This is a genomic window from Nocardioides sp. YJ-D4 (genome assembly GCF_054031495.1).
The window spans coordinates 4,571,691-4,591,436 of record NZ_CM132932.1 but is presented as its reverse complement, the minus strand read 5'-3'; the positions used below and the strand labels follow the sequence as shown (position 1 = coordinate 4,591,436).

The 19,746-nt window shown below is 70.8% G+C and carries 19 protein-coding genes; 3 read left to right on the top strand and 16 right to left on the bottom strand.

Features of this window, described 5'->3' with window-relative positions; genetic code table 11:
- Positions 1-82 precede the first annotated feature (82 nt).
- The 8 genes from ACW14X_RS22025 to mftA all read right to left on the bottom strand — a co-directional run bounded on the left by ACW14X_RS22025 (position 83) and on the right by mftA (position 7,110).
- Positions 83-1,207 carry a sugar phosphate isomerase/epimerase family protein gene (locus ACW14X_RS22025; protein WP_457163301.1) on the bottom strand — a complete coding sequence of 375 codons (1,125 nt, stop codon included), beginning with the start codon at positions 1,205-1,207 and terminating at the stop codon, positions 83-85.
- Between the two features lie 155 nt (positions 1,208-1,362).
- Positions 1,363-2,760: a mycofactocin biosynthesis glycosyltransferase MftF gene (mftF, locus tag ACW14X_RS22020; protein ID WP_457163300.1), complete on the bottom strand. Its 1,398-nt coding sequence runs from the start codon at positions 2,758-2,760 to the stop codon at positions 1,363-1,365.
- Positions 2,757-3,548, bottom strand: a complete 792-nt coding sequence (locus ACW14X_RS22015) for a mycofactocin-coupled SDR family oxidoreductase (RefSeq protein WP_457163299.1) — start codon at positions 3,546-3,548, stop codon at positions 2,757-2,759. Before ACW14X_RS22015 ends, mftF begins: the two co-directional genes overlap by 4 nt.
- Positions 3,545-4,216: a mycofactocin biosynthesis peptidyl-dipeptidase MftE gene (mftE, locus tag ACW14X_RS22010; protein WP_457163298.1), complete on the bottom strand. Its 672-nt coding sequence runs from the start codon at positions 4,214-4,216 to the stop codon at positions 3,545-3,547. The genes ACW14X_RS22015 and mftE overlap by 4 nt, the downstream gene beginning before the upstream one ends.
- Positions 4,213-5,463, bottom strand: coding sequence for a pre-mycofactocin synthase MftD (gene mftD / locus ACW14X_RS22005; RefSeq protein WP_457163297.1), 1,251 nt, complete (start codon positions 5,461-5,463; stop codon positions 4,213-4,215). The genes mftE and mftD overlap by 4 nt, the downstream gene beginning before the upstream one ends.
- Before the next feature lie 27 nt (positions 5,464-5,490).
- Positions 5,491-6,702, bottom strand: coding sequence for a mycofactocin radical SAM maturase (gene mftC / locus ACW14X_RS22000; RefSeq protein ID WP_457163296.1), 1,212 nt, complete (start codon positions 6,700-6,702; stop codon positions 5,491-5,493).
- 14 nt (positions 6,703-6,716) lie between these two features.
- On the bottom strand, positions 6,717-7,001 hold the full coding sequence (mftB, locus tag ACW14X_RS21995) for a mycofactocin biosynthesis chaperone MftB (RefSeq protein WP_457163295.1): 285 nt from the start codon (positions 6,999-7,001) through the stop codon (positions 6,717-6,719).
- A gap of 10 nt (positions 7,002-7,011) precedes the next feature.
- The gene (gene mftA / locus ACW14X_RS21990) at positions 7,012-7,110 is read right to left on the bottom strand and encodes a mycofactocin precursor MftA (RefSeq protein ID WP_457163294.1); all 99 of its coding nucleotides are present in this window, start codon (positions 7,108-7,110) and stop codon (positions 7,012-7,014) included.
- 131 nt (positions 7,111-7,241) lie between these two features.
- Here mftA and mftR point away from each other — a divergent pair, with 131 nt between their 5' ends.
- A complete protein-coding gene (gene mftR, locus ACW14X_RS21985) occupies positions 7,242-7,853 on the top strand; it encodes a mycofactocin system transcriptional regulator (RefSeq protein WP_457163293.1) in 612 nt (203 codons plus the stop codon).
- 43 nt (positions 7,854-7,896) lie between these two features.
- Here the strand turns inward: mftR and ACW14X_RS21980 are convergent, their stop codons facing one another.
- From ACW14X_RS21980 to ACW14X_RS21950, 7 genes are all read right to left on the bottom strand, one after another.
- A complete protein-coding gene (locus tag ACW14X_RS21980) occupies positions 7,897-9,129 on the bottom strand; it encodes a lytic transglycosylase domain-containing protein (RefSeq protein ID WP_457163292.1) in 1,233 nt (410 codons plus the stop codon).
- 125 nt (positions 9,130-9,254) lie between these two features.
- A complete protein-coding gene (locus tag ACW14X_RS21975; RefSeq protein WP_457163291.1) occupies positions 9,255-11,255 on the bottom strand; it encodes an oxidoreductase in 2,001 nt (666 codons plus the stop codon).
- On the bottom strand, positions 11,237-12,307 hold the full coding sequence (locus tag ACW14X_RS21970) for a phosphotransferase family protein (RefSeq protein WP_457163290.1): 1,071 nt from the start codon (positions 12,305-12,307) through the stop codon (positions 11,237-11,239). Before ACW14X_RS21970 ends, ACW14X_RS21975 begins: the two co-directional genes overlap by 19 nt.
- Positions 12,304-13,482, bottom strand: a complete 1,179-nt coding sequence (locus ACW14X_RS21965) for an acyl-CoA dehydrogenase family protein (RefSeq protein ID WP_457163289.1) — start codon at positions 13,480-13,482, stop codon at positions 12,304-12,306. The genes ACW14X_RS21970 and ACW14X_RS21965 overlap by 4 nt, the downstream gene beginning before the upstream one ends.
- A 44-nt stretch (positions 13,483-13,526) precedes the next feature.
- Positions 13,527-14,174, bottom strand: a complete 648-nt coding sequence (locus ACW14X_RS21960; RefSeq protein WP_457163288.1) for a hotdog domain-containing protein — start codon at positions 14,172-14,174, stop codon at positions 13,527-13,529.
- 25 nt (positions 14,175-14,199) lie between these two features.
- On the bottom strand, positions 14,200-14,967 hold the full coding sequence (locus ACW14X_RS21955; RefSeq protein ID WP_457163287.1) for a 3-hydroxyacyl-CoA dehydrogenase: 768 nt from the start codon (positions 14,965-14,967) through the stop codon (positions 14,200-14,202).
- A 39-nt stretch (positions 14,968-15,006) separates the two neighbouring features.
- Positions 15,007-16,182: a thiolase family protein gene (locus ACW14X_RS21950; protein WP_457163286.1), complete on the bottom strand. Its 1,176-nt coding sequence runs from the start codon at positions 16,180-16,182 to the stop codon at positions 15,007-15,009.
- Positions 16,183-16,356: 174 nt separating this feature from the next.
- Between ACW14X_RS21950 and ACW14X_RS21945 the strand changes: the two genes are divergently transcribed.
- Complete coding sequence (locus ACW14X_RS21945; RefSeq protein WP_457163285.1) at positions 16,357-17,037, top strand: TetR family transcriptional regulator; 681 nt, start codon at positions 16,357-16,359, stop codon at positions 17,035-17,037.
- A 96-nt stretch (positions 17,038-17,133) separates the two neighbouring features.
- The gene (locus tag ACW14X_RS21940) at positions 17,134-18,267 is read left to right on the top strand and encodes an acyl-CoA dehydrogenase family protein (protein WP_457163284.1); all 1,134 of its coding nucleotides are present in this window, start codon (positions 17,134-17,136) and stop codon (positions 18,265-18,267) included.
- Between the two features lie 51 nt (positions 18,268-18,318).
- On the opposite strand, the gene ACW14X_RS21935 is transcribed toward ACW14X_RS21940, so the two are convergent.
- Complete coding sequence (locus ACW14X_RS21935) at positions 18,319-19,743, bottom strand: aldehyde dehydrogenase (RefSeq protein ID WP_457163283.1); 1,425 nt, start codon at positions 19,741-19,743, stop codon at positions 18,319-18,321.
- Positions 19,744-19,746 lie beyond the last annotated feature (3 nt).

Below are 19,746 nucleotides of genomic sequence, written 5' to 3'. Positions count from 1 at the left end.
GGCGTCCGAGCACGCCGGTGGCCGGAGCGCGACCCGATGAGGGCGCGCTCCGGCGGTTCGCGAAGCGAGATGTGGCGGCCGGTCAGCCGCGGAGCTCGTCCATGTTCTGGTAGCTCAGCTTGGCGAAGGCGAGGGACTGGCCGGGGTTGGCCGCACCGCCGGGCGCGGTGTCCTGCTCCCACATCGGGTTGTGATAGCCGCGTGCCGGCATGTCACCGAAGAAGGCCTGGTAGTCGATGTCGCCCTCCCCGAACGGCGCCATCACGTAGCCGTTGGCCTGCGTCGCGTCCTTCTTCCCGTCCTTGGCGTGGAAGAGCGGGAAGCGCATCGGCGCGGACTTGACGACCTCGAGCGGGTCGAAGCGGTCCTCGACGAGACTTCCGTCGGGGGCGGTGTAGGTGTGGTGCTTGTGCTGCGCGACGTGCGCCCAGTAGATGTCCATCTCCAGCGAAACGTAGCCGGGGTCCGTGTTCGCCAGGAACCACTCCAGCCGGCGTACGCCGGAGGACCGGGTCGGGCGGCCCAGCGCGTCGGTCGGCCCACTGTCCAGCAGGAAGCTGTACGCCACGTCGTGGTTGTGCGTGTAGAGCTTGAGCCCGTGCCCAGCAGCGCGCTCACCGAGGATGTTCCAGCGATCGGCCGCGGCCTGCCAGTCGGCGAGGTAGGCCGACCCGGTGGGATCGCTTCCGGTCCCGATGTGCCTCATCCCCAAGATGTTCGCGACCTCGCACGCCGCGTCGAACGCGGCCAGTGACGCATCGGTGATCGTGGAGGGAACCGACCCGTGATTCCCCTCGGCCTCGAGACCGTTGTCATCGAGCCACATCCGCAGCAGGTGAGCGCCCTCGACGTTGTTGACGTTGCCGCCCGGCGCGTTGGCGCTCTGGTTGAAGCCGGCGAACTCGATCTGCCGGTAGCCGATCTTCGAGAGCTCCTCGAGAACCGCCTTGAACCCCGAGGCGTACGGGCTGGTGGCCGGGTCGCGACTGATCGCGTCGCGCACCGTGTAGAGGATGATTCCGCGCCGCGGCCGCGGGATCAGCAGCGCGTCGGCTGCGGCGGATCCGGCGAGAGGGACACCGCCGAGGGCGATTCCCGCCGCGGCCATGCCTGTTGTGGCCGCCAGCAGCTGCCGACGGTTGAGCCCGAGCTTGCGTGCGATAGCCGGAACCTCGTGGTTCGCGGCAGGGGTGGGACGGTTGCGCATCAGTGCTCCTTCGGGAGGGTGAAGCCAAGTGAGCCGCAACTGTGACCTGTGTCACGTTGTGCGATCGTCAACTTACGGTTCCAACGAAGCACCCGTCAATAGTTCAAACTGATCATGCAAAAGTCTGAAAGTATCTTTCGAAAGTCGGGGTGGCCCTATCGGCCCACCCGGCGCACGAGGCGCGGGGTGAGGCATTGCAGCGACCGAGATCTCGCGGCTCCGAGCCAGAGTCCGGCACCGTAGGCGAGGTCGTCGAGGCGGCGGCCGAGGAGGGTCGTGGGCCGGACGTCGCTCTCGTGGAGGGCGATGGCGGTGTCGACGACGAGCGCGGCGATCACCATGCGGCGTACGGTTCGGCTGAACAGGCAGGCCACCAGCGTGAGCGGCCACCAGTGGCGCAGCAGGAGCGCCGACTCCTGGCGCAGCGACCAGCCGAGTCCTCTCACCGCAAGCCGGGCCGCAAGGCCACGGCGGCCGGGTACGTCAGGAAGGGCATCCCAGACGACGCGGCCGCCCCAGACCAGCGAGGCGAGCGCAGCGGGCGCCGACCACCAGCGGCAGGTGAGGATCGCGGCGCCGGCGGCGGCCATGGCCGGAGAGAGTACGGCCGGGGCGACCGCGGAGCCGTGACGGCGGCCGAGCTCGGCGCCGCCGGTGCCGTAGACGAGCTTGCGGCCGAGCCAGCCGCGTACGGTGCCGCGGACCTCGTGGAGGGCCTCGAGATCGGGCGCGTAGCGGACCACATGCCCGGCCTCGACCAGCCGCCAGACCAGGTCGACATCCTCGCCCACGCGCAGGTCGCCGGCGAACCCGCCGACCTCGCGCAGGGTCGAGGTGCGGGCGACCAGGCAGGCCGACGGCAGCCAGCTGACGGCCGCGCCGGGACGCACCGAGCATGCTCTGGTGCCGAGGGAGAGCGAGGAGGCGGCCATGTCATGGCGTTCGAACCACGCTGGCCGAGCCTTGTCGCTGTGACCCCGCACCAGCGGCCCCACCAGCGCGACCCGAGGGTCCGCGAGATGGCCCGCCAACTGCGCGAGCATCCTCGGCGCGGCTGCGACGTCGGAGTCGACGAAGGCGACGTAGGACGTGGCGACCCGGGCGAGTCCGGCGTTGCGGGCGCCGGCGGCTCCCAGGTTGTCGGTCAGCACGAGAAGGGTGGCGCCGTGGCGGCGTACCACCTCCGCGACGGCTTCCGGGTCGCGGGAGGCGTCGTCGACGACGATGACGCCGAGCCCGCTCAGCGCGGCCAGGCAGCGGTCGAGGAGCTCGGGCCGGTCGTGGGCCGGGACGACGACGGTGAGCTCGGCCGGGTCCACGGGCGTGAGCCCCGCGGGATCGGCGAGGTTGCCGTCGAGCAGGCGGCGAGCGACGAGGTCGGAGGTGGCATCGTCGACCTGCACCTGCCGGCCGGCCACGCGGTCGGCAGCCGTGGAGGCCAGGCGCATCGACCGCAGCGGGGAACCGCCGACCAGCGACAGCCCGCCGTCTGCCGTGGGCAGGAGACGTACGTCATCGCGCACCCGCACCGTGAACCCATCCGGCAGCCTCATCCGCCGAAGCCTCCGTCGGCGGCGACGACCGAGCCGTTGAGCACCGCCCCGGCACGCGAACAGGCGTGCACGACGGTGGCGGCGACCTCGTCGGGGGCGAGCGGGCGGCGCAGCAGCTGGTGTGCGGCGAGATCGGCCGGGCCGACCCCATAGAGGTCGGCGGTCGCGGCGAGCATCGCGGTGTCGGTGGAGCCCGGCGAGACGGCGCAGGCAGTCACCCCCGTCCCGGCCAGGTCGGCGGCCAGGCCCCTCACCAGACCGATCACGGCATGCTTCGCGGCGTTGTAGGCGGCGAGGTGGAACAGCCCGCGCGAGCCCGCAGCGGAGGCGAGCGCGACGAATCGGCAGCCGCCAGGATCCGGCCCGGCGAGCATCGCCGGGACGGCCGCCGTCGCGGTGTTCCAGACCCCGGCCACGTCGATCTGCCACTGCAGGTCGAGCGAGGTGTCCTCCCACAGCGGGCGCCCGCCGGCGATCACGGCCGCACCTGCGACCGCGATGTCGAGCCGTCCCCACCTCGCCGTCGCGGCATCGACCGCGGCGGTCAGCGCCGCCGGGTCCCGTACGTCACCGACGACCGGTTCGACCGAGCCGGCCGGGAGCGAGGCGACCAGGGTGTCCAGGTCGGCCTTCGTGGCCTGGGGATAGCCGGCCGGAGATTCCTCCCCCGCGCACCAGTCGAGCGCGACGACGCGTACGCCCTCGGCCACCAGCCCACGCACCGTCGCGGCGCCGATCCCGCGCGCGGCGCCGGTCACCAGCGCGACCCGTGTCGTCTCGGCACTCATCGTGCCGCGGCTCTCATCCGGAGCCGGTCATAGGCAGCGACGACCATCGCGTCGAGGATGCGCTTGCCGTGCTCGGCGCTCGCTCCGGTCGGGTCGCCGAGAACGCCGTTGGCCGAGACGGCTTCGACGCCGCCGGCCCGCATCGCCGGCAACAGCTGGGCGATCGGGCGGGTGTTGCCGGGGACGGCCTGCCGCAGACGTACCCGTTCCGGGGCCAGATGGAGCATGAGCGAGGTCTCGGTCTGGCCGGCGTGCGGATCCGCGCCCGGGACCTGACAGGGCACCCAGGACACCTCTCTCCCCTCGGCGCGAAGGACCGTCACGGCGGCCCTGACCGCGTCCAGGTTGCCGCCGTGACCGTTGACGAAGACGACCCGGGTGGCCCAGGTGGTCGACGAGCGGCCGAGCTCGACCAGGACCGAGGTCAGCACCGCCGTCCCGATCGAGATGGTCCCGGGAAACGACTGATGCTCCCCGCTGGCACCGATCGGCACCGCCGGAGCGACGGAGGCGCCGATGAGCGGGGCGAGCTCGTCGGCCACCGCGGTCGCGATCACCGTGTCGACGTCGAGGGGCAGGTGGGGGCCGTGCTGCTCGGTGGACCCCACCGGCACCAGGACCGCGCCGCCCGGCACGATCTCCGGCCAGGGGCGGTCGACCAGGCTCACGGCCGGCCCGATGGTTGGTCCGATGGTTGACCCAGGGCGAGCTCGAAGCCGTCAGGGATCACCAGATCCTCTGGTGTGAGGTCGTGGATGGAGGCCTTGCCCATGCCGAGGACCGCGGAGTCGAGGCCGTTGCGGAGGATGTCGAGGACGTTCTCGACGCCGGCCTGGCCGTTGGCGCCCAGGCCCCACAGGTAGGCGCGCCCGACCATCACCGCGCGTGCGCCCAGGGCGAGCGCCTTGGCGACGTCGGAGCCGCGGCGTACGCCACCGTCGAGGAGCACCTCGATCTGGTCGCCGACCGCGGCGGCGATCGGGGGCAGCACCCGGATGGCGGCCGGGGTGCCGTCGAGGTTGTTGCCTCCGTGGTTGGAGACCGAGATCGCGTCCACGCCCGCGTCGACAGCGCGCAGCGCGTCGTCGACCCGACAGACGCCCTTGAGCATGAACGGTTTGTCCCCGCTCAGCTCTTTCCAGGTGGCCGCCATCCAGGCGACGTCCTCCCAGGACGGCGGCGGCGTGGTCATCCACTCGTAGTAGGCACCGAAGAACGTAGGCGGCTCCCCCAGGCTGCCGTCGTCGGCGATCGGCGCCAGGTTGGGCGCGGTGAGGTCCGGGATGCCGCCGCTGCGGGCGTACGCCGCCATCCACCTGCCCCGGCTCATCACCTGCGGCGCGAACCTGAGCATCGCGGAGAGGTCGACCTTCTCCGGGATCTCCGGGCTGCCCCAGTCACGGCCCATGGAGAACGACCAGTCGAGAGTGGCGATCAGCGCCTTCGCGCCGGCGGTGTGGGCCCGGCGCATCCGGCGGACCATCACTTCGCGGTCACCGGTCCAGTACATCTGGAAGAACGTCGCCGCGTTGGCCGCCACGACCTCCTCGACCGACTTCGAGGCGAAGTTGGACAGCCCCATCACGGTGCCCCGGGCCGCCGCCGCTCGGGCCACCGCCACCTCACCGTCGGGATGCACAGCCTGTACGCCGGTGGGCGAGATGATCACCGGGAACCCGATCTCCTGGCCCAGGACCGTGGTCGCCAGCTCACGTTTGTCGTGATGGCCGGCCACGTGCGGCGCGAGCCCGAGGTCGGCGAACGCCTGCTGGTTGTCCGCGATCGTCTGGCCGCGCTCGGAGCCGGCCAGCAGGGCTGCGTACACCGGCTTCGGCAGCCGCTTGCGGGCACGCTCCTGCGCGACCGCGACGGACTCGAACCACGGGTTCTGCTTCCAGGGGTTCTTCCAGGCCATGTCAGTTCTCGCTTCTGTTCTCAGGGGTCAGTTGGGTGCGAAGCCGGCCAGCGGCGACTCGGCGCACGCACTCACCGGCGGGGCCAGATCAGAGTCCGGACGCCGTCGCGAGAGCGTCAGCAGCACCGGTGCGTTACGGCTGGGAGCGCTGCGGGAATGGTCCTGGCTGACCGCCGGGATCGTCCGCGCTCCCGCCAGGGCGGACTCGCCGTACCCCTGGACGCACTCCGGGTCCGGCCCGTCCAGCGGCAGACCGGTGAAGAACTTCGCAGCCATGCAGCCACCGCGGCAGGAGTCGTAGTGGGCGCAGCCCGAGCAGGCGCCACCGGTCTGCGGCTCGCGCAGCTCCTGGAAGAGCGCCGAGGTCTTCCACACCGCGTCGAAGCCGCCGTCGGTGAGCAGGTTGCCGGCCAGGAACTGGTCGTGGATCGCGAACGGGCAGGCGTAGACGTCGCCGACGGGGTCGATCAGGCACACCACCCGGCCGGCGCCACAGAGGTTGAGACCGGGCAGAGCGCCGCTGCCGTCCTCGGGCCCGAAGGCGGCCAGATGGAAGAAGGAGTCCCCAGTCAGCACGTTGTCGCCGTTGGCGACAAGCCACTCGTAGAGCTCGCGCTGCTGCTCGGGCAGCGGATGGAGCTCGTCCCACACATCGGCTCCACGGCCCGAGGGACGCAGCCGGGTCAGCCGCAGCGTCGCCCCGAATCGGTCGGCGATCGCCTTGAACTCGTCGAGCTGACCGATGTTCTCCCGGGTGCAGACCACACTGAGCTTGGCGTCGCGGAACCCCGCCTCGTGCAGGTTGCGCAGCGCCGTGATCGCGGTGTCATACGATCCCGTCCCCCGCACCCGGTCGTTGACCTCGGCCGTGGCACCGTCGAGCGAGATCTGGACGTCCACATAGTCGCTGCCCGCCAGCCACTGCGCCCGCTCCGGGGTGAGCCGGACGCCGTTGGTCGAGAACTTCACCCCGACGTCATGGGCCACGGCGTACTCGACCAGGTGCCAGAAGTCGGGGCGCACCGTCGGCTCGCCGCCGCCGATGTTCACGTAGAAGACCTGCATCCGCTGCAGCTCGTCGATCACCGCCTCGCACTGCTCGGTGCTCAGCTCGCGCGGGTCGCGCCGGCCGCTGCTCGACAGGCAGTGCGCACACTCCAGATTGCACGCGTAGGTCAGCTCCCAGGTCAGGCAGATCGGCGCATCCAGGCCGAGCTCGAAGTGCTCCACCAGCTTCATCGTCACGCTCCTTCTCAGGCGGATTCGGGTCGGGCGGGTCGGATCATGTCGGTCCGGGCGAGGCCGGAGAGCGCAGCGACGTACGCAGCGTGCTGGTCCTCCGGCACCCCCGATGCCACGAGCGCACCGCGTACGTCCGGGTGCGACCCCAGGGCACGCACGACCGCCACCAGCTCCGGGCGTTTGAGGAAGGTCAGCTTCCGGTTCCCGAAGTGGTAGGCCAGCGCCCCGAACGGCTCGGGACGCAGCTCGACCGACGGCGACAGCGCCCACGCGCTGTCCAGGCTCACGGCGTTCATCAGCTCGGGATCAGTAGACGCCGCACATGCCGTCGATCGAGACCTCCTCGATCAGCGACTCATCGGTCAGGGCCTCGTCCACGACCTGAGTGTTCTCTTCAGGGTTCATGACAGCTCTCCTTCATCTCGGGTGACGCAGGACACATTAATGACACTCAGGGTCAAAAAGATAGGGGTTCACCCGAACCGGCAACACTTTTGCGCTTCGGCACGACCGAGGCTGCTGATAGATTCCGACGAATGCCGACCCGCCCCGCCCCCGCGCCGCGGCGCAGCTCGCTCCGCGGACGACCCGCCGCGACCACGCACGCGGAGATCGAGCAGGCCGCCTTCCGGCTCTTCATGACCAGAGGCTTCGAGGCCACCACTCTCGACGACATCGGCGAAGCCATCGGCGTCGGCAGACGCACCATCACCCGCTACTACCCCTCCAAGAACGACATCCCCTGGGGCCAGTTCGACCGCACCCTCGACGGCTTCCGCGAGATCCTGCGCTCCATGCCGACCGAGCTCCCGCTGCACGAGGCGGTCCACCGCGGCGTACTCGCCTTCAACGACTTCCCCGCCGATGCCAGCCCCAGCCACCGCGACCGGATGCGCCTGATCCTGACCACCCCGGCGCTCCAGGCCCACTCGGTGCTCCGCTACACGAGCTGGCGGGAGGTCATCGCGGAGTACGCCGCCGAGCGCACCGGCACGCGCCCCGACGACCTCCTCCCCCAGACCATCGGCCAGGTCTCGCTCGCCCTCGCGCTGACCGCCTATCAGGCATGGCTCGCCGACGAGGACGCCTCGCTCCCTCATCTGCTCGACGCCGCGATGGCCCACCTGCGCGCCTACCTCTCGAGCTGACGCTCGACCGACGGTCGCGCCGGGTCCGCAGCGAGTCGGGAGCTCATCGGACCAGGTCGTCGATGCAGCGGTTCCAGGCGACGAGATCGAGCCGACTCACGCCGTTCGCCGTGCATCGGGTGACCGCCTGGGTCAGGGTCAAGACGCGATCGACGGGTTCACGGACAGGATCCGGAAGCGGCTCGGCGACCTTCTCGAGAGTCGCGTCGGCCTCGTTCTGCTCCTGCTCGGGCGGCGAAGCGGGAGCCTTCTCCGGGGCAGGCGATCTGGGGTTGGACCCCGTGGCGCCCTCCCCGCTGTCCCGACCACCAGCCTCACGTTCCGGAGCGGAGCCCGGATGCCCTGTGGCACCGTCGTCACCCCGTGCGATCCGCCTTGGTCTCGGCACCTCCCCTTGGCCGTCACCCCCAGCTGAAGCCCGCCGGCTGGTGCCGGAGCCATAGGTCACCGGTATGGCCTGACCGGGCACGGCAGTGTAGTCGCCCTTCAGGTATGCAAGGCGGGTCTGCAGCACCTGGTCGGCGTAGGACCGCGAGTGGTTGTAGCGGAGGACCGCTGTGCGGCGCTCGGCCTCAGTGCCGAGACTCTGAGAACCCGAGCACAAGTGCACCGCTGCGGCCAGCGCGGCGTCGTTGATGTCCTGGGGATCCCTCTGCCCGTCGCCGTCAGCATCCACACCGACGGCCGACCATGTGGCGGGGATGAACTGCATCGGACCGACAGCACGATCCCAGACCGTGTCCCGGTCGTACTGCCCGGAGTCCGTGTCCGCGATCGCCTGGGTCTTGTTCGTACCGTCGAGAGGAATGCCGTAGATGCCCGGACGAGAGACACCGTCGGCCCCCAGACTGCTGCCGCCGAAGCGGCCGTGGTCCGACTCGACGCGACCCACGGCCGCGAGCAGCTGCCAGTCGAGGTTGCACGTGCTGTCCGCAGCGTTGATGACCGTCTCAGCGCGCTGGTAGGCGGCGAGCGCAGCGTTCGGGACCCCCGCCGTCGAAGCGCCTGACGCAGCCTGCCTGACCTGCCTCTGCGGGACGCCGACCGCCACGACAGCCGGTTGCGAATAGCTCGCCGGGTCTCGGACCGCCGCCGTCGGCACCGAGACGCCACCAGGAGGCGCGGAGCCCGGCCGGTTCCCGCCGGCGGACGCAGACGGGATCGCCAGGTGGACTACGCAGACGACCGAGACAGCGAACAGATGGACGAGTGGGACGACAGGCCGGGACATCTTCGCGCCCGATGTCGGCATTTCAGCACGCTGCATCCGTGTCATCAAGTCTCCTCCTAGGCTAAACGTTGGACTAAATCTATCACCATTAGGTTTAAAGAGAGTGGTGTGCGCCACATTTTGCCGATCGGTCCGGCGACTGACGTGAGTTGAAAGCGGCCGGCGCCCAGCTACAGCGCCGCGGCGACGGATGTGCCCTGGGCGATCGCGCGCTTCGCATCTAGCTCGGCCGCCAGGTCCGCGCCACCGATCAGGTGCGGCGTACGACCGGCGGCGACCAAGGCGTCGTAGAGGTCACGCACCGACTCCTGGCCGGCGCAGACCACGACGGTGTCGGCCTCGATGGTGCGGGAGACGCCGTCGACGACGACATGGAGTCCGTGGTCGTCGATGCGCTCATAGGACGCGCCCGGGACCAGCTCGACGCCAGCTTGGCCGAGCACCGCTCGATGGGCCCAGCCCGAGGTCTTCCCGAGGTCCTTGCCGATAGCGGTCGCCTTACGCTGCAGAAGCGTGACCTTGCGGGACGGCTCGTGCGGTCGCGGCTCGGTGAGCCCTCCTGACTGCGTCAGGGTGGGGTCGACGCCCCACCGCGCCAGCCATCCGTCGAGGTCCTCCGTGGGATCGTGGGTGAGCCAGTGGGAGACGTCGACGCCGATGCCGCCGGCTCCCACCACCGCCACCTGCTCGCCGGGCGTCACCCGCCCGGCGAGCACGTCGGCGTAGCTCGCGACCTTGGTGTGGTCGATTCCCGGGATCCGCGGGATCCGCGGCCGGACGCCGGTGGCGACCACGACCTCGTCGAATCCGTCGAGGTCGGTCGGCGATGCGGCAGACCCGAGGCGTAGGTCGACGTCGAGCACCTCCAGACGACGCCGGAAGTAGCGCAGCGTATCGGCGAAGTCCTCCTTGCCGGGCACCTCCATCGCAAGCCGGAACTGTCCGCCGACCTCCTGCTCGCGCTCGAAGAGGATGACCGCGAGTCCGCGCTCGGCGGCGGTCACCGCGGCGGCGAGGCCGGCCGGTCCCGCGCCGACGACCGCGACGCTGCGGCGCCGGGGCGCGGGCTGGATGGTCCACACCGTCTCCCGGCAGGCGCGCGGGTTCACCAGGCAGGACGTCTCCAGCCCGGAGAAGCCGTGGTCGAGGCACGCCTGGTTGCAGGCGATGCAGGTGTTGATCTCGTCGGCTCGCCCGGCGGCGGCCTTGGCGACGAAGGCCGGGTCGGCCAGCAGCGGCCGGGCCATCGCGACCAGGTCGGCGTCGCCGGCAGCGACGATGTCGTCGGCCAGCTGTGGGGTGTTGATCCGGTTGGAGGCGCACACCGGGACGGCCACCGCGGCCTTCAGCAGCCGGGTGTAGCGCAGCCACGCACCGCGTGGCACCTGGGTGATGATCGTCGGGATCCGCGCCTCGTGCCAGCCGATCCCGGTGTTGAAAGCCGTCACACCCTCCTCCTGCAGGGCCTGCGCGAGCTCGATGGTCTCCTGCCAGGTCTGGCCGCCGTCGACCAGGTCGAGCAGGGAGATCCGGTAGAGGATCGGGAAGTCCCGACCCAGCTCGGCCCGGATCCGCCGCACGATCTCGACCGGCAGCCGCCTCCGGGCGTAGGCCGTGCCACCCCACTCGTCGGTGCGGTCGTTGGTCCGGGGCGCGAGGAACTGGTTGATCAGGTAGCCCTCCGAGGCCATGATCTCGACCGCGTCATAGCCGGCGGCCCGAGCTCGCGCGGCGGCCGCCGCGAAGTCGTCCACGACCTGCCAGACCTCCTCGCTGGTCAGCGCGCGCGGCTGGAACGGGTTGATCGGGCTCCTGATCTCGGAGGCGCCGACGCTGGCGGTGTGCCGGCCGTAGCGGCCGGCATGGATCAGCTGCAGCGCGATCCGGCCGCCCTCGGCGTGCACCGCGTCGGTGATCGGGCGGTGGGCGTCGATCCGGTCATCGGTGGCGATGTCGCCCGAGCCCTCCTCGAGGCGACCCTCGGCGTTGACCGCGTACGCGCCGGTGATGATCAACCCCGCACCGCCGCGGGCACGCTCCGCGAAGTAGCCGGCCAGCCGCGGGACGTCCTCGTCGGCGTCCTCCAGGCCGGTGTGCATCGAGCCCATCACGACGCGGTTGGGCAGCTCCAGGGTGCCGAGGCGCAGGGGGCTCAGCAGGTGGTCGAACATCGTGCTCCTCGGGTCGGTCGGCCGGCGGTGAGAGCGGTCAGGGCGGCCTCCAGGAACGGGACGACCGCGAATCCCGCGGTGTCGTTACCGTCCTCCGGTGCGCCCTCGGCTCGCCAGCGGTAGTCGATGCCCGCGGCGATGACGGCGATCTTGTAGTAGGCCAGCCCGAGATGGACCGGCCAGTGCTCGAGCTCGATGCCGCCGACGCGCTCGTAGCGGTGGGCGAGGGTCTCGGCGTCGGCGAGTCGCGGGCTGGTCCACGCCGTGGGGAAGCCGAGGACGTGGTCGAAGGCGGGGTGCCGGTAGGCGCACATGGTTGCCACGTCGGCGATGGGGTCACCGATCGTGGAAAGCTCCCAGTCGACGACGGCCGCGACCCTCGGCGTCGCGCCGGACAGGTCCAGCAGCGCGTTGTCGATGCGGTAGTCGCCGTGGACGATCGAGGTGTGCCGCTGGTCGGGAACCTGATTCTCGAGCACGGCCCGCACCTCGTCCGCGGCGTCGCGCATCTCGGCGCCGGCCGGAGCGACCAGCTCCCATTGGCTCGACCAACGGGTGATCTGACGACGCACGTACGCGTCGGGGCGGCCGAAGCGTTCCAGGCCGACCGCGACGTGGTCCACCCGGTGCAGCGCCGCCAGTGCCTCGACCAGGGCATCGATGATGCCGTCGACGACGTTCTGGTCCAGGCCCTCGAGCTGGTCGCGAGACTGGACCGTCACCCCGTCGACGAACTCCCACACCGAGAACGGGCCGCCCAAGAGGGCCTCGTCGTCGCAGAAGACCACCGGTGCCGCGACCGGCACGTCGGTGCCGGCCAGACCGCTGGTGACCCGGAACTCGCGGCCGACGTCGTGCGCCGACGGGGTGCGGCCGTGCCGCGGGGGCGTGCGCAGCACCCAGCGGCGTACGCCATCGTGGAGGAGGACGGTCAGGTTGGAGCGGCCACCGGAGATCAGACTGCCGCCCAGGCGGGGGCCGACCTCGGCGCCGGCTGCCAGCATCTGGGTGCGCACCGCGGCCAGCTCGAAGTCGGTGAGCACGGACGTCATGACAGGTCTCCCGCGATCCGGCGCACCGCGCGGCGGGCGATCGACCAGCGATGCACCTCGGAGGGACCGTCGTAGATCCGGAACGGGCGCAGCTCGCGGGCGATCCGCGCGACCGGCAGGTCGCGGGAGACCCCGAGGCCGCCGCACATCTGGACCGCCCGGTCCGCGACCCGGCACAGCGCCTCGGCGGCGAACGTCTTGGCGATCGACGTCGACTCCGAGGCCCGGCCGCCGTCGTCGAGCTCGCGACAGGCCGCCAGGAGCAGCGCCCTGGTGGCGGCCAGGTCGATCTCGTTGTCGGCGATCATCTGCTGCACCATCCCCTGCTCGGCGAGCCGGGCCCCGAACGCGCGGCGGTCGGCGACGTGACGTACGGCGGTCTCGTGGGCGCGGGTGGCGGCGCCGGTCCAGCGCATCACGTGCGTCATCCGGGCCGGGCCGAGACGTATCTGGGCGTAGCGGAACCCGTGGTCGACCTCGCCCAGCACGGCGTCCTCGCCCACCTCGACGTCGGTGTAGGTGATCTCGCAGTGCCCACCCAGCATCGAGCGGTCCTGGGTGCCGACGTGGCGTACCAGGTCGACGCCGAGAGCGTCCGCGGCCACCAGGAACATCGTCGCCCCGCCCGCTCCACCGGGCTCTCCGGACGTACGCGCCATCACGATGTGGAATGCCGCCCCGTCGGCTCCGGTGATGAACCACTTGTGGCCGTTGAGCCGCCATCCTGCCGCGGTGCGCTCGGCGCGGGTGACCAGCGCCGAGGGGTCGGCGCCCGCGCCCGGCGAGGGCTCGGTCATCGCGAAGGCCGAGCGCACCTCGCCCCGGGCCAGCGGGGCCAGGAACCGCTCCTGCTGCCTCTCGTCGGCGACGTGGGCGAGCAGGTGGATGTTGCCCTCGTCGGGTGCGTTGATGTTGAGCGCCATCGGGCCGAACAGCCCCCGCCCGGCGGCCTCGAAGACCGGGGCGCGCTCGACCATGCCGAGCCCCAGCCCGTCGTACGCCACCGGCGCATGCGGTGCGAAGACTCCTGCGGCGCGGGCCTCGGCCTGCAGCCGGGCCCGCAGGGTCTCTCCGCCCGCGGCCTCGACGTCGCCGTCATGCTCGTCCTCCACCGGGAGGACGTGGGTCTCCACCAGCTTCCGGGTCGTCTCCGCGATCGCGGCCACTTCGGTCATCGCCTGCTCCTTGGTTGATCCGAGCTGTCTGAATTCATGGCGCCTCAGCCCTGGCCGGCACGGAGGCCGAGAAAGAGCGCGCGGGCGTCGGCGCAGAGGAGCTCGCCATCCCAGATCTCGCCCACCAGGTAGCGCTTGCGGCCCGACTCCTTCTCGAACCGGGCCCGGACCGTGAGCGGCTTGTCGACCTGCGTCACCGCCCGGAAGTTCACCGTCAGGCCGGCAGTGCGCCCCGGTGGCCGTCCGCAGGTGTCGGAGAGACGTCCGAGCACCTCGTCGAAGAGCAGCGCGACCGCTCCCCCGTGGACGGCGCCGTGACCACCGAGGAAGTAGCGCCCGAAGGTGACGGTTCCCTCTACGCTGTCCTGGCCGCGGCTGGTGAGCACGAACGCAGGCGCCATCACCTGACCGCGGCCGTCCAGGTCGACGCGGTGGCCGAACGCCTGCCGCGCCTCAGGCACCTGATGCTGCCGCAGCCGGTCCGACCACTCCTCGACCTGGCGGGTGAGCGCGACGACGCGCTCCTGGTCGGGGAGCGAGCCCGCGAGGTCGTCGAGGAACCCGCGCACCGCGTCGACGAGCGGCCCCCACACCTCCCCGCCTGGCAGCTCGGACTCCGTCCCGGGCGTGGACACGGTGAACGACTCGGGTACGCCGATGCGGGTCTCCCAGGGTTCGGCGTGGTCGGTCACCGTGCCATCAGCTTCGCCGCCCACCTCAGCGCGGCGCCATCCGGATCGCGCCGTCCAACCGGATCACCTCGCCGTTGAGCATCGGGTTCTCGACGATGTGGGCGACCAGACCGGCGTACTCCTCCGGCCTGCCGAGCCTGCTGGGGTGCGGCACCTGGGCGCCGAGCGAGTCGATGGCCTCCTCCGGCAGCGCGTTGAACAGCGGCGTGTGGAACAGGCCGGGCGCGATCGTGTTGACCCGGATCCGATGGTTGGCCAGATCGCGGGCGATCGGCAGGGTCATCCCGACGATGCCCCCCTTGGAGGCGGAGTACGCCGTCTGGCCGATCTGGCCGTCGAAGGCGGCGACCGATGCGGTGTTGACGACCACGCCGCGCTCCTCGCCGTCGATCTCGGTGCCGGCCACCATCGCGGCAGCGGCGAGCCGGAGCACGTTGAAGGTGCCGACCAGGTTGACGTTGACGATCTTGGTGAAGTCGGTCAGCGGGAACGGCGAGCCGTCCTTCCCGACGACCCTGATCGCGTTGCCGATGCCGGCGCAGTTCACCGTCACAGCCAGAGGTGCATCCGCGACGGCGACGTCGACGGCTGCCTGCACCTGCTCCTCGTCGGTGACGTCGGCCGGCACGAAGACGGCGCGCTCACCGAGGTCGGCGGCGACCTGCTTGCCGTCGCTGCCGGGCAGGTCGAGGATCACGACGTGTGCCCCGGCCGAGTGGAGCCTGCGTACGGTGGCGAGGCCGAGTCCGGAGGCACCGCCCGTGACGAGGGCGGACTTGTCGGTGATGTTCATACTGTTCCTTCCAGTGGTTCAGGCCTGTGGTGCGGAGGGTCAGAGGCGCTCGATGATGGTCGCGTTCGCCATCCCGCCGCCCTCGCACATCGTCTGCAGTCCGTAGCGGCCGCCGGTCTCCTCGAGGTGGTTGAGGAGGGTGGTCATCAGGCGCGTGCCGGAACCGCCCAACGGGTGGCCGAGCGCGATGGCACCGCCGCGCGGGTTCAGCCGCACCGGGTCCGCGTCGAACTCCTGCGCCCAGGCCAGCGGCACCGGCGCGAAGGCCTCGTTCACCTCGTACGCATCGATGTCGGCGATGCTCAGGCCGGACTTCTTCAGCGCCTTGTGGGTGGCCGGGATCGGGCCGGTGAGCATGATCTCGGGGTCGGACCCGGAGACCGCGAAGGTGTGGAAGCGCGCCCGCGGGGTCAGGCCGAGCTCGGCGGCCCTCTCCTCGCTCATGATGAGCGCGGCCGACGCACCGTCGGTCAGCGGCGAGGAGTTGCCAGGCGTGATGTGCCAGCCGATCTCGGGATAGCGGGCGGCCATCTCCTCGCTGTGGAACGACGGCTTGAGCCCGCCAAGCCCCTCTGCGGTCGTAGCGGGCCGGACGGTCTCGTCGACGACGTGGGTGCTGCCGTCGGGCAGCGTCACCGGGACGACCTCGGGACCGAAGCTGCCGGAGAGCGCGGTCGCGGCGGCGCGGCGGTGCGACTCCGCGGAGTACGCGTCGATCTGGTCGCGGTCGATCTTCCAGCGCGCGGCGACGAGCTCGGCGCCGATGCCCTGGTTGGGCAGGCTCGGGAAGCGGGCCGCGAGCGGCGCGAAGGGGTCACCGTCGCCGACCGAGGTGCCCATGGGCGCCCGGCTCATCGACTCCACACCACCAGCGATGACGATGTCGTACGCCCCGGCGATCACACCCTGAGCGGCGAAGTGCGCAGCCTGCTGGGAGGAGCCGCACTGCCGGTCGATGGTCGTGCCCGGAACCTCGACCGGCAGCCCGGCCGCGAGCAGCGCGGTGCGGGTGATGTTGAGCGCCTGGTCGCCGTACTGGATGACGCAGCCACCGATGACGTCGTCGACCAGGGCCGGGTCGAGATCGTTCCGCTCGACCAGTGCCCGCAGGACCGTTGCGAAGAGGTCGGCGGGGTGGACTCCGGAGAGCGCACCCCCTGACTTCCCCTTGCCCGAGGCTGTCCTGGCGATGTCGACGATCACGGCGTTGGTCATAGGAGCTCTCCTGATGTTCACAGCTATGGGATCGCGATCACACTAAACCTTCTGTCGTTAGGTTTACAAGAGCGTAACCAGCAAATCACGCCCGAGCCGTCGGCGATTCGGTAAAGACATGCGAGAATCTAAAGCGATGCGGTTATCGAGGGCCGCAGGACCAAGGAGGGCACCATGGCACGACCGAGCACACCGCTGATCAGCCGAGAGGCGACCATCAAGGCCGCCCTGGAGATCATCGACGGAGACGGCATCGATGCCCTGAGCCTGCCGCGGCTGGCCCGCGAGCTCAACGTCAAGGCGCCCTCGCTCTACCACCACTTCAGCGACAAGGACGAGATCCTCGCCGCGGTGGCCCACGCGATCGTCGCCAAGACCCCCCTACCCCGCAAGCCGGGCCAGAACGACTGGGCGGAGTGGTTCACCCAGCTCGCCCTGAACTTTCGCGCCTCGGTGCTGCGCCACCGCAACGCCGCCCCGATCCTCCTCCGGTTCATGCCGCGCGACCTGCTCACCGAGATGTACGAGCAGGCCGCCATCTACCTGAGCGAGTGCGGGGTGCCGGTCGACCTGCACGTGCAGATCCTCGACGGCCTGGAGAAAGTCTCGCTCGGCGCCGCGATCGCCGAGGCGATGCGTCCGCCCTCGCGCGCCCGGGTCCGCTTCGAGCACGCCGACCCCGAGCGGTTCCCGGCACTGACGGCAGCCGGCGGGGCGAACCAGCTCAACACCAAGCAGATCTTCGAGCACACCGTTCGCAGCTACCTCCTCGGCGTCGCCCACTTCGGCAGCATCGACTCCGCCGCCGGCACCGACACACCCGCTTCGGACGCCGACTTCGCCCAGACCGCCTGACCCAGGCCCGCCCGATCCTGCCCCGCGGTCACCCCTGGCGGAGACGTACGTCTTCCAATAACCTACTGTCGATAGGTTTACTGGAAGGGGATGGACATGGAGAGCGACCTGTTCGAGACGGACCACGAGGAGTTCCGGGAGGTGGTCCGGGAGTTTGTCGCCCGCGAGGTCCAGCCGAACCTCGAACGCTGGGACGAGCAGCGTGAGATCGACCGGGAGACCTGGCTGGCCGCCGGCCGCCAGGGGCTTCTCGGTCTGGCCGTGCCGGAGGAGTACGGCGGCCCGGGCGAGACGGACTACCGCTACCGGATGATCCTGCAGCTCGAGATCGCCCGGGTGGGTGCCAGCTCGCTGCAGTCGGGCTTCTCGACCAACGACGACATCGTGCTGAACTACCTGCTGAGGCACGCGACACCGGAGCAGGCCAAGCGCTGGCTGCCCGGGTTCGTCACCGGCGAGACGATCGGCGCGATCGCGATGACCGAGCCGGGCGCCGGCAGCGACCTGCGCGGGATCACGACCAGCGCCGTACCCGACGGCGATGGCTGGCTGATCAACGGCGCCAAGACGTTCATCACCTCCGGCATCCTGGCGGACCTGGTCATCGTCTTCGCCCGCACCGGTGACTCCTTCAGCCTCTTCGTCGTCGAGGACGGCACGCCCGGCTTCACCCGCGGCCGCAAGCTCGACAAGGTCGGGCTACGTGCCCAGGACACCGCCGAGCTCTCCTTCGATCAGGTGCACGTCCCCGCGGACAACCTGCTCGGCGAGGTGGGTCAGGGACTGGCGTACCTGAAGCAGAGCCTGCCCCTGGAACGGCTCGGCATCGCCATCGCCGGGCAGGCCTCGGCCGAGGCGGTGCTCGACTGGACGGTGGAGTACGTCAAGGAGCGGACCGCCTTCGGTCGCCGGATCGCCGACTTCCAGGTGCCCGCGCACAAGCTGGCGCACCTGCGCACCGCCGTCGAGGTCTCCCGGGCCTACATCGACCGCTGCGTACGCGAGTGGAACGCCGGCACGCTCTCGCCGGTCGACGCGGCCAAGGCCAAGGCCTGGGCCACCGACCTGCAGCACGAGGTCATCGACGCCGGCGTGCAGCTGCACGGCGGCTACGGCTACATGCTGGAGTATCCGGTCGCACGGGCGTTCGTCGATGCGCGCGTGCAGCGGATCTACGGGGGCGCGAACGAGATCATGACCGACATCGTCGCCAAGGACCTGCTGCGCTGAAAAGCAGACCTGCTGGTCGAGCCGCAGGGGCTCGACCAGCAGGGAGCTGGATCAGCGGCGGTAGATCGACTTCGCGACCAAGTAGGGGTCCAGCCCCTCCGGACCGAGCTCGCGGCCCAGGCCGCTCGAGCGGACCCCACCGAAGGGCGCGTTGATGTGCAGCTCGTAGTGGTTCACACCCACCGTGCCGCTGCTGATCCGCCTGGCCAGGGCGAGGCCGTGCTCTTCGTCCGCGCTCCACACCACACCCCCGAGCCCGTAGTCGGAGGCGTTGGCCAGCGCGACGGCCTCGTCCTCGTCGGCGTACGGGGTGATCACCAGGACCGGCCCGAAGATCTCCTCCTGGGCGATGACACTGTCGTTGTCGACGTCGGCGAAGACGGTCGGCTCGACGTACCAGCCCGGGCGGTCGGGGATGCCGCCGCCGGTCGTGAGACGGGCGAGGTCGCGGCCCTGCCGGATATAGCCGGCGACCCGCTGCTGCTGGGCCTGCGACACGAGCGGACCGATCTGGGTGGCGCGGTCCAGGGGATCGCCGACCCTCAGCGCGTGCACCGTCTCGGTGACCGCGTCGACGACCTCTGCGTACCTGCTGCGCGGTGCCAGGATCCGGGTGGCGGCGTGGCACGTCTGGCCGTTGTTGGGCAGCGAGACCTCGAGCAGCTTCGCGGTCACCAGGTCGAGATCGGCGTCCTCGGCGACGAGCGATGCGGACTTGCCCCCCAGCTCCAGTGTGGCCGGGCGCAGCAGACGGCCGGCCGTCGCGCCGATCACCCGGCCGGCACCTGTCGAGCCGGTGAAGGCGACCTTGTCGACGCCGGGATGCTCGACCAGGTGGGCGCCGGCGTCACGGTCACCCGGAAGTACGTTGAGCACGCCCGGCGGCAGCCCGACCTCCGCGGCAGCGTCGGCGAAGACGAAGGCGTCCAGGGCGGTCTCGGGCGCCGGCTTGAGCACCACCGTGCATCCGGCCGCGAGCGCCGGGGCGATCTTCATCACCGCGAGCGGCTGCGGATAGTTCCAAGGCGTCACCGCGGCGACCACGCCGACCGGCTCGCGGACCACCAGGGTGCTTCCGCCGGTCGGGCTGGGCCGGGTCTCCTCGAGGCTCAGCGACGCGGCCAGCTCGGCGTAGTAGCCGGTGATGAAGCCGGGAGCGATGCCGTTGACGACGTGCGAGAGCGAGATCGGCATGCCGTTCTCCCGGGTGACCAGGGCGGCGGTCTCCTTGCGGCGGGCACCGAGCGCTGCGGCGAACGCGCCGAGGAGCTGGGCCCTATCGGACGGCGTCATCCGGCTCCACGGACCGGACAGCGCCGCACGCGCTGCGGCGACGGCGGCATCGACGTCCTCGGCGGTGGCGAGCGCGGTGGTGGCGAAGGCCTCGCCGGTGGCGGCCTCGATCACCTCGTAGGTGGTCCCCTTCGCCGGATCGGTCCATTCTCCGTCGATGAAGAGTCGGGGGCGGTCATACATCGT

Bases quoted from the DNA above. Each gene is read 5' to 3' on its own strand.
- ACW14X_RS22025 (WP_457163301.1), bottom strand. From the start codon at position 1,207: ATGCGCAACCGTCCCACCCCTGCCGCGAACCACGAGGTTCCGGCTATC.
- mftF (WP_457163300.1), bottom strand. From the start codon at position 2,760: ATGAGGCTGCCGGATGGGTTCACGGTGCGGGTGCGCGATGACGTACGT.
- ACW14X_RS22015 (WP_457163299.1), bottom strand. From the start codon at position 3,548: ATGAGTGCCGAGACGACACGGGTCGCGCTGGTGACCGGCGCCGCGCGC.
- mftD (WP_457163297.1), bottom strand. From the start codon at position 5,463: ATGGCCTGGAAGAACCCCTGGAAGCAGAACCCGTGGTTCGAGTCCGTC.
- mftC (WP_457163296.1), bottom strand. From the start codon at position 6,702: ATGAAGCTGGTGGAGCACTTCGAGCTCGGCCTGGATGCGCCGATCTGC.
- mftB (WP_457163295.1), bottom strand. From the start codon at position 7,001: ATGAACGCCGTGAGCCTGGACAGCGCGTGGGCGCTGTCGCCGTCGGTC.
- mftA (WP_457163294.1), bottom strand. From the start codon at position 7,110: ATGAACCCTGAAGAGAACACTCAGGTCGTGGACGAGGCCCTGACCGAT.
- mftR (WP_457163293.1), top strand. From the start codon at position 7,242: ATGCCGACCCGCCCCGCCCCCGCGCCGCGGCGCAGCTCGCTCCGCGGA.
- ACW14X_RS21980 (WP_457163292.1), bottom strand. From the start codon at position 9,129: ATGACACGGATGCAGCGTGCTGAAATGCCGACATCGGGCGCGAAGATG.
- ACW14X_RS21975 (WP_457163291.1), bottom strand. From the start codon at position 11,255: ATGTTCGACCACCTGCTGAGCCCCCTGCGCCTCGGCACCCTGGAGCTG.
- ACW14X_RS21970 (WP_457163290.1), bottom strand. From the start codon at position 12,307: ATGACGTCCGTGCTCACCGACTTCGAGCTGGCCGCGGTGCGCACCCAG.
- ACW14X_RS21965 (WP_457163289.1), bottom strand. From the start codon at position 13,482: ATGACCGAAGTGGCCGCGATCGCGGAGACGACCCGGAAGCTGGTGGAG.
- ACW14X_RS21955 (WP_457163287.1), bottom strand. From the start codon at position 14,967: ATGAACATCACCGACAAGTCCGCCCTCGTCACGGGCGGTGCCTCCGGA.
- ACW14X_RS21950 (WP_457163286.1), bottom strand. From the start codon at position 16,182: ATGACCAACGCCGTGATCGTCGACATCGCCAGGACAGCCTCGGGCAAG.
- ACW14X_RS21945 (WP_457163285.1), top strand. From the start codon at position 16,357: ATGGCACGACCGAGCACACCGCTGATCAGCCGAGAGGCGACCATCAAG.
- ACW14X_RS21940 (WP_457163284.1), top strand. From the start codon at position 17,134: ATGGAGAGCGACCTGTTCGAGACGGACCACGAGGAGTTCCGGGAGGTG.
- ACW14X_RS21935 (WP_457163283.1), bottom strand. From the start codon at position 19,743: ATGTATGACCGCCCCCGACTCTTCATCGACGGAGAATGGACCGATCCG.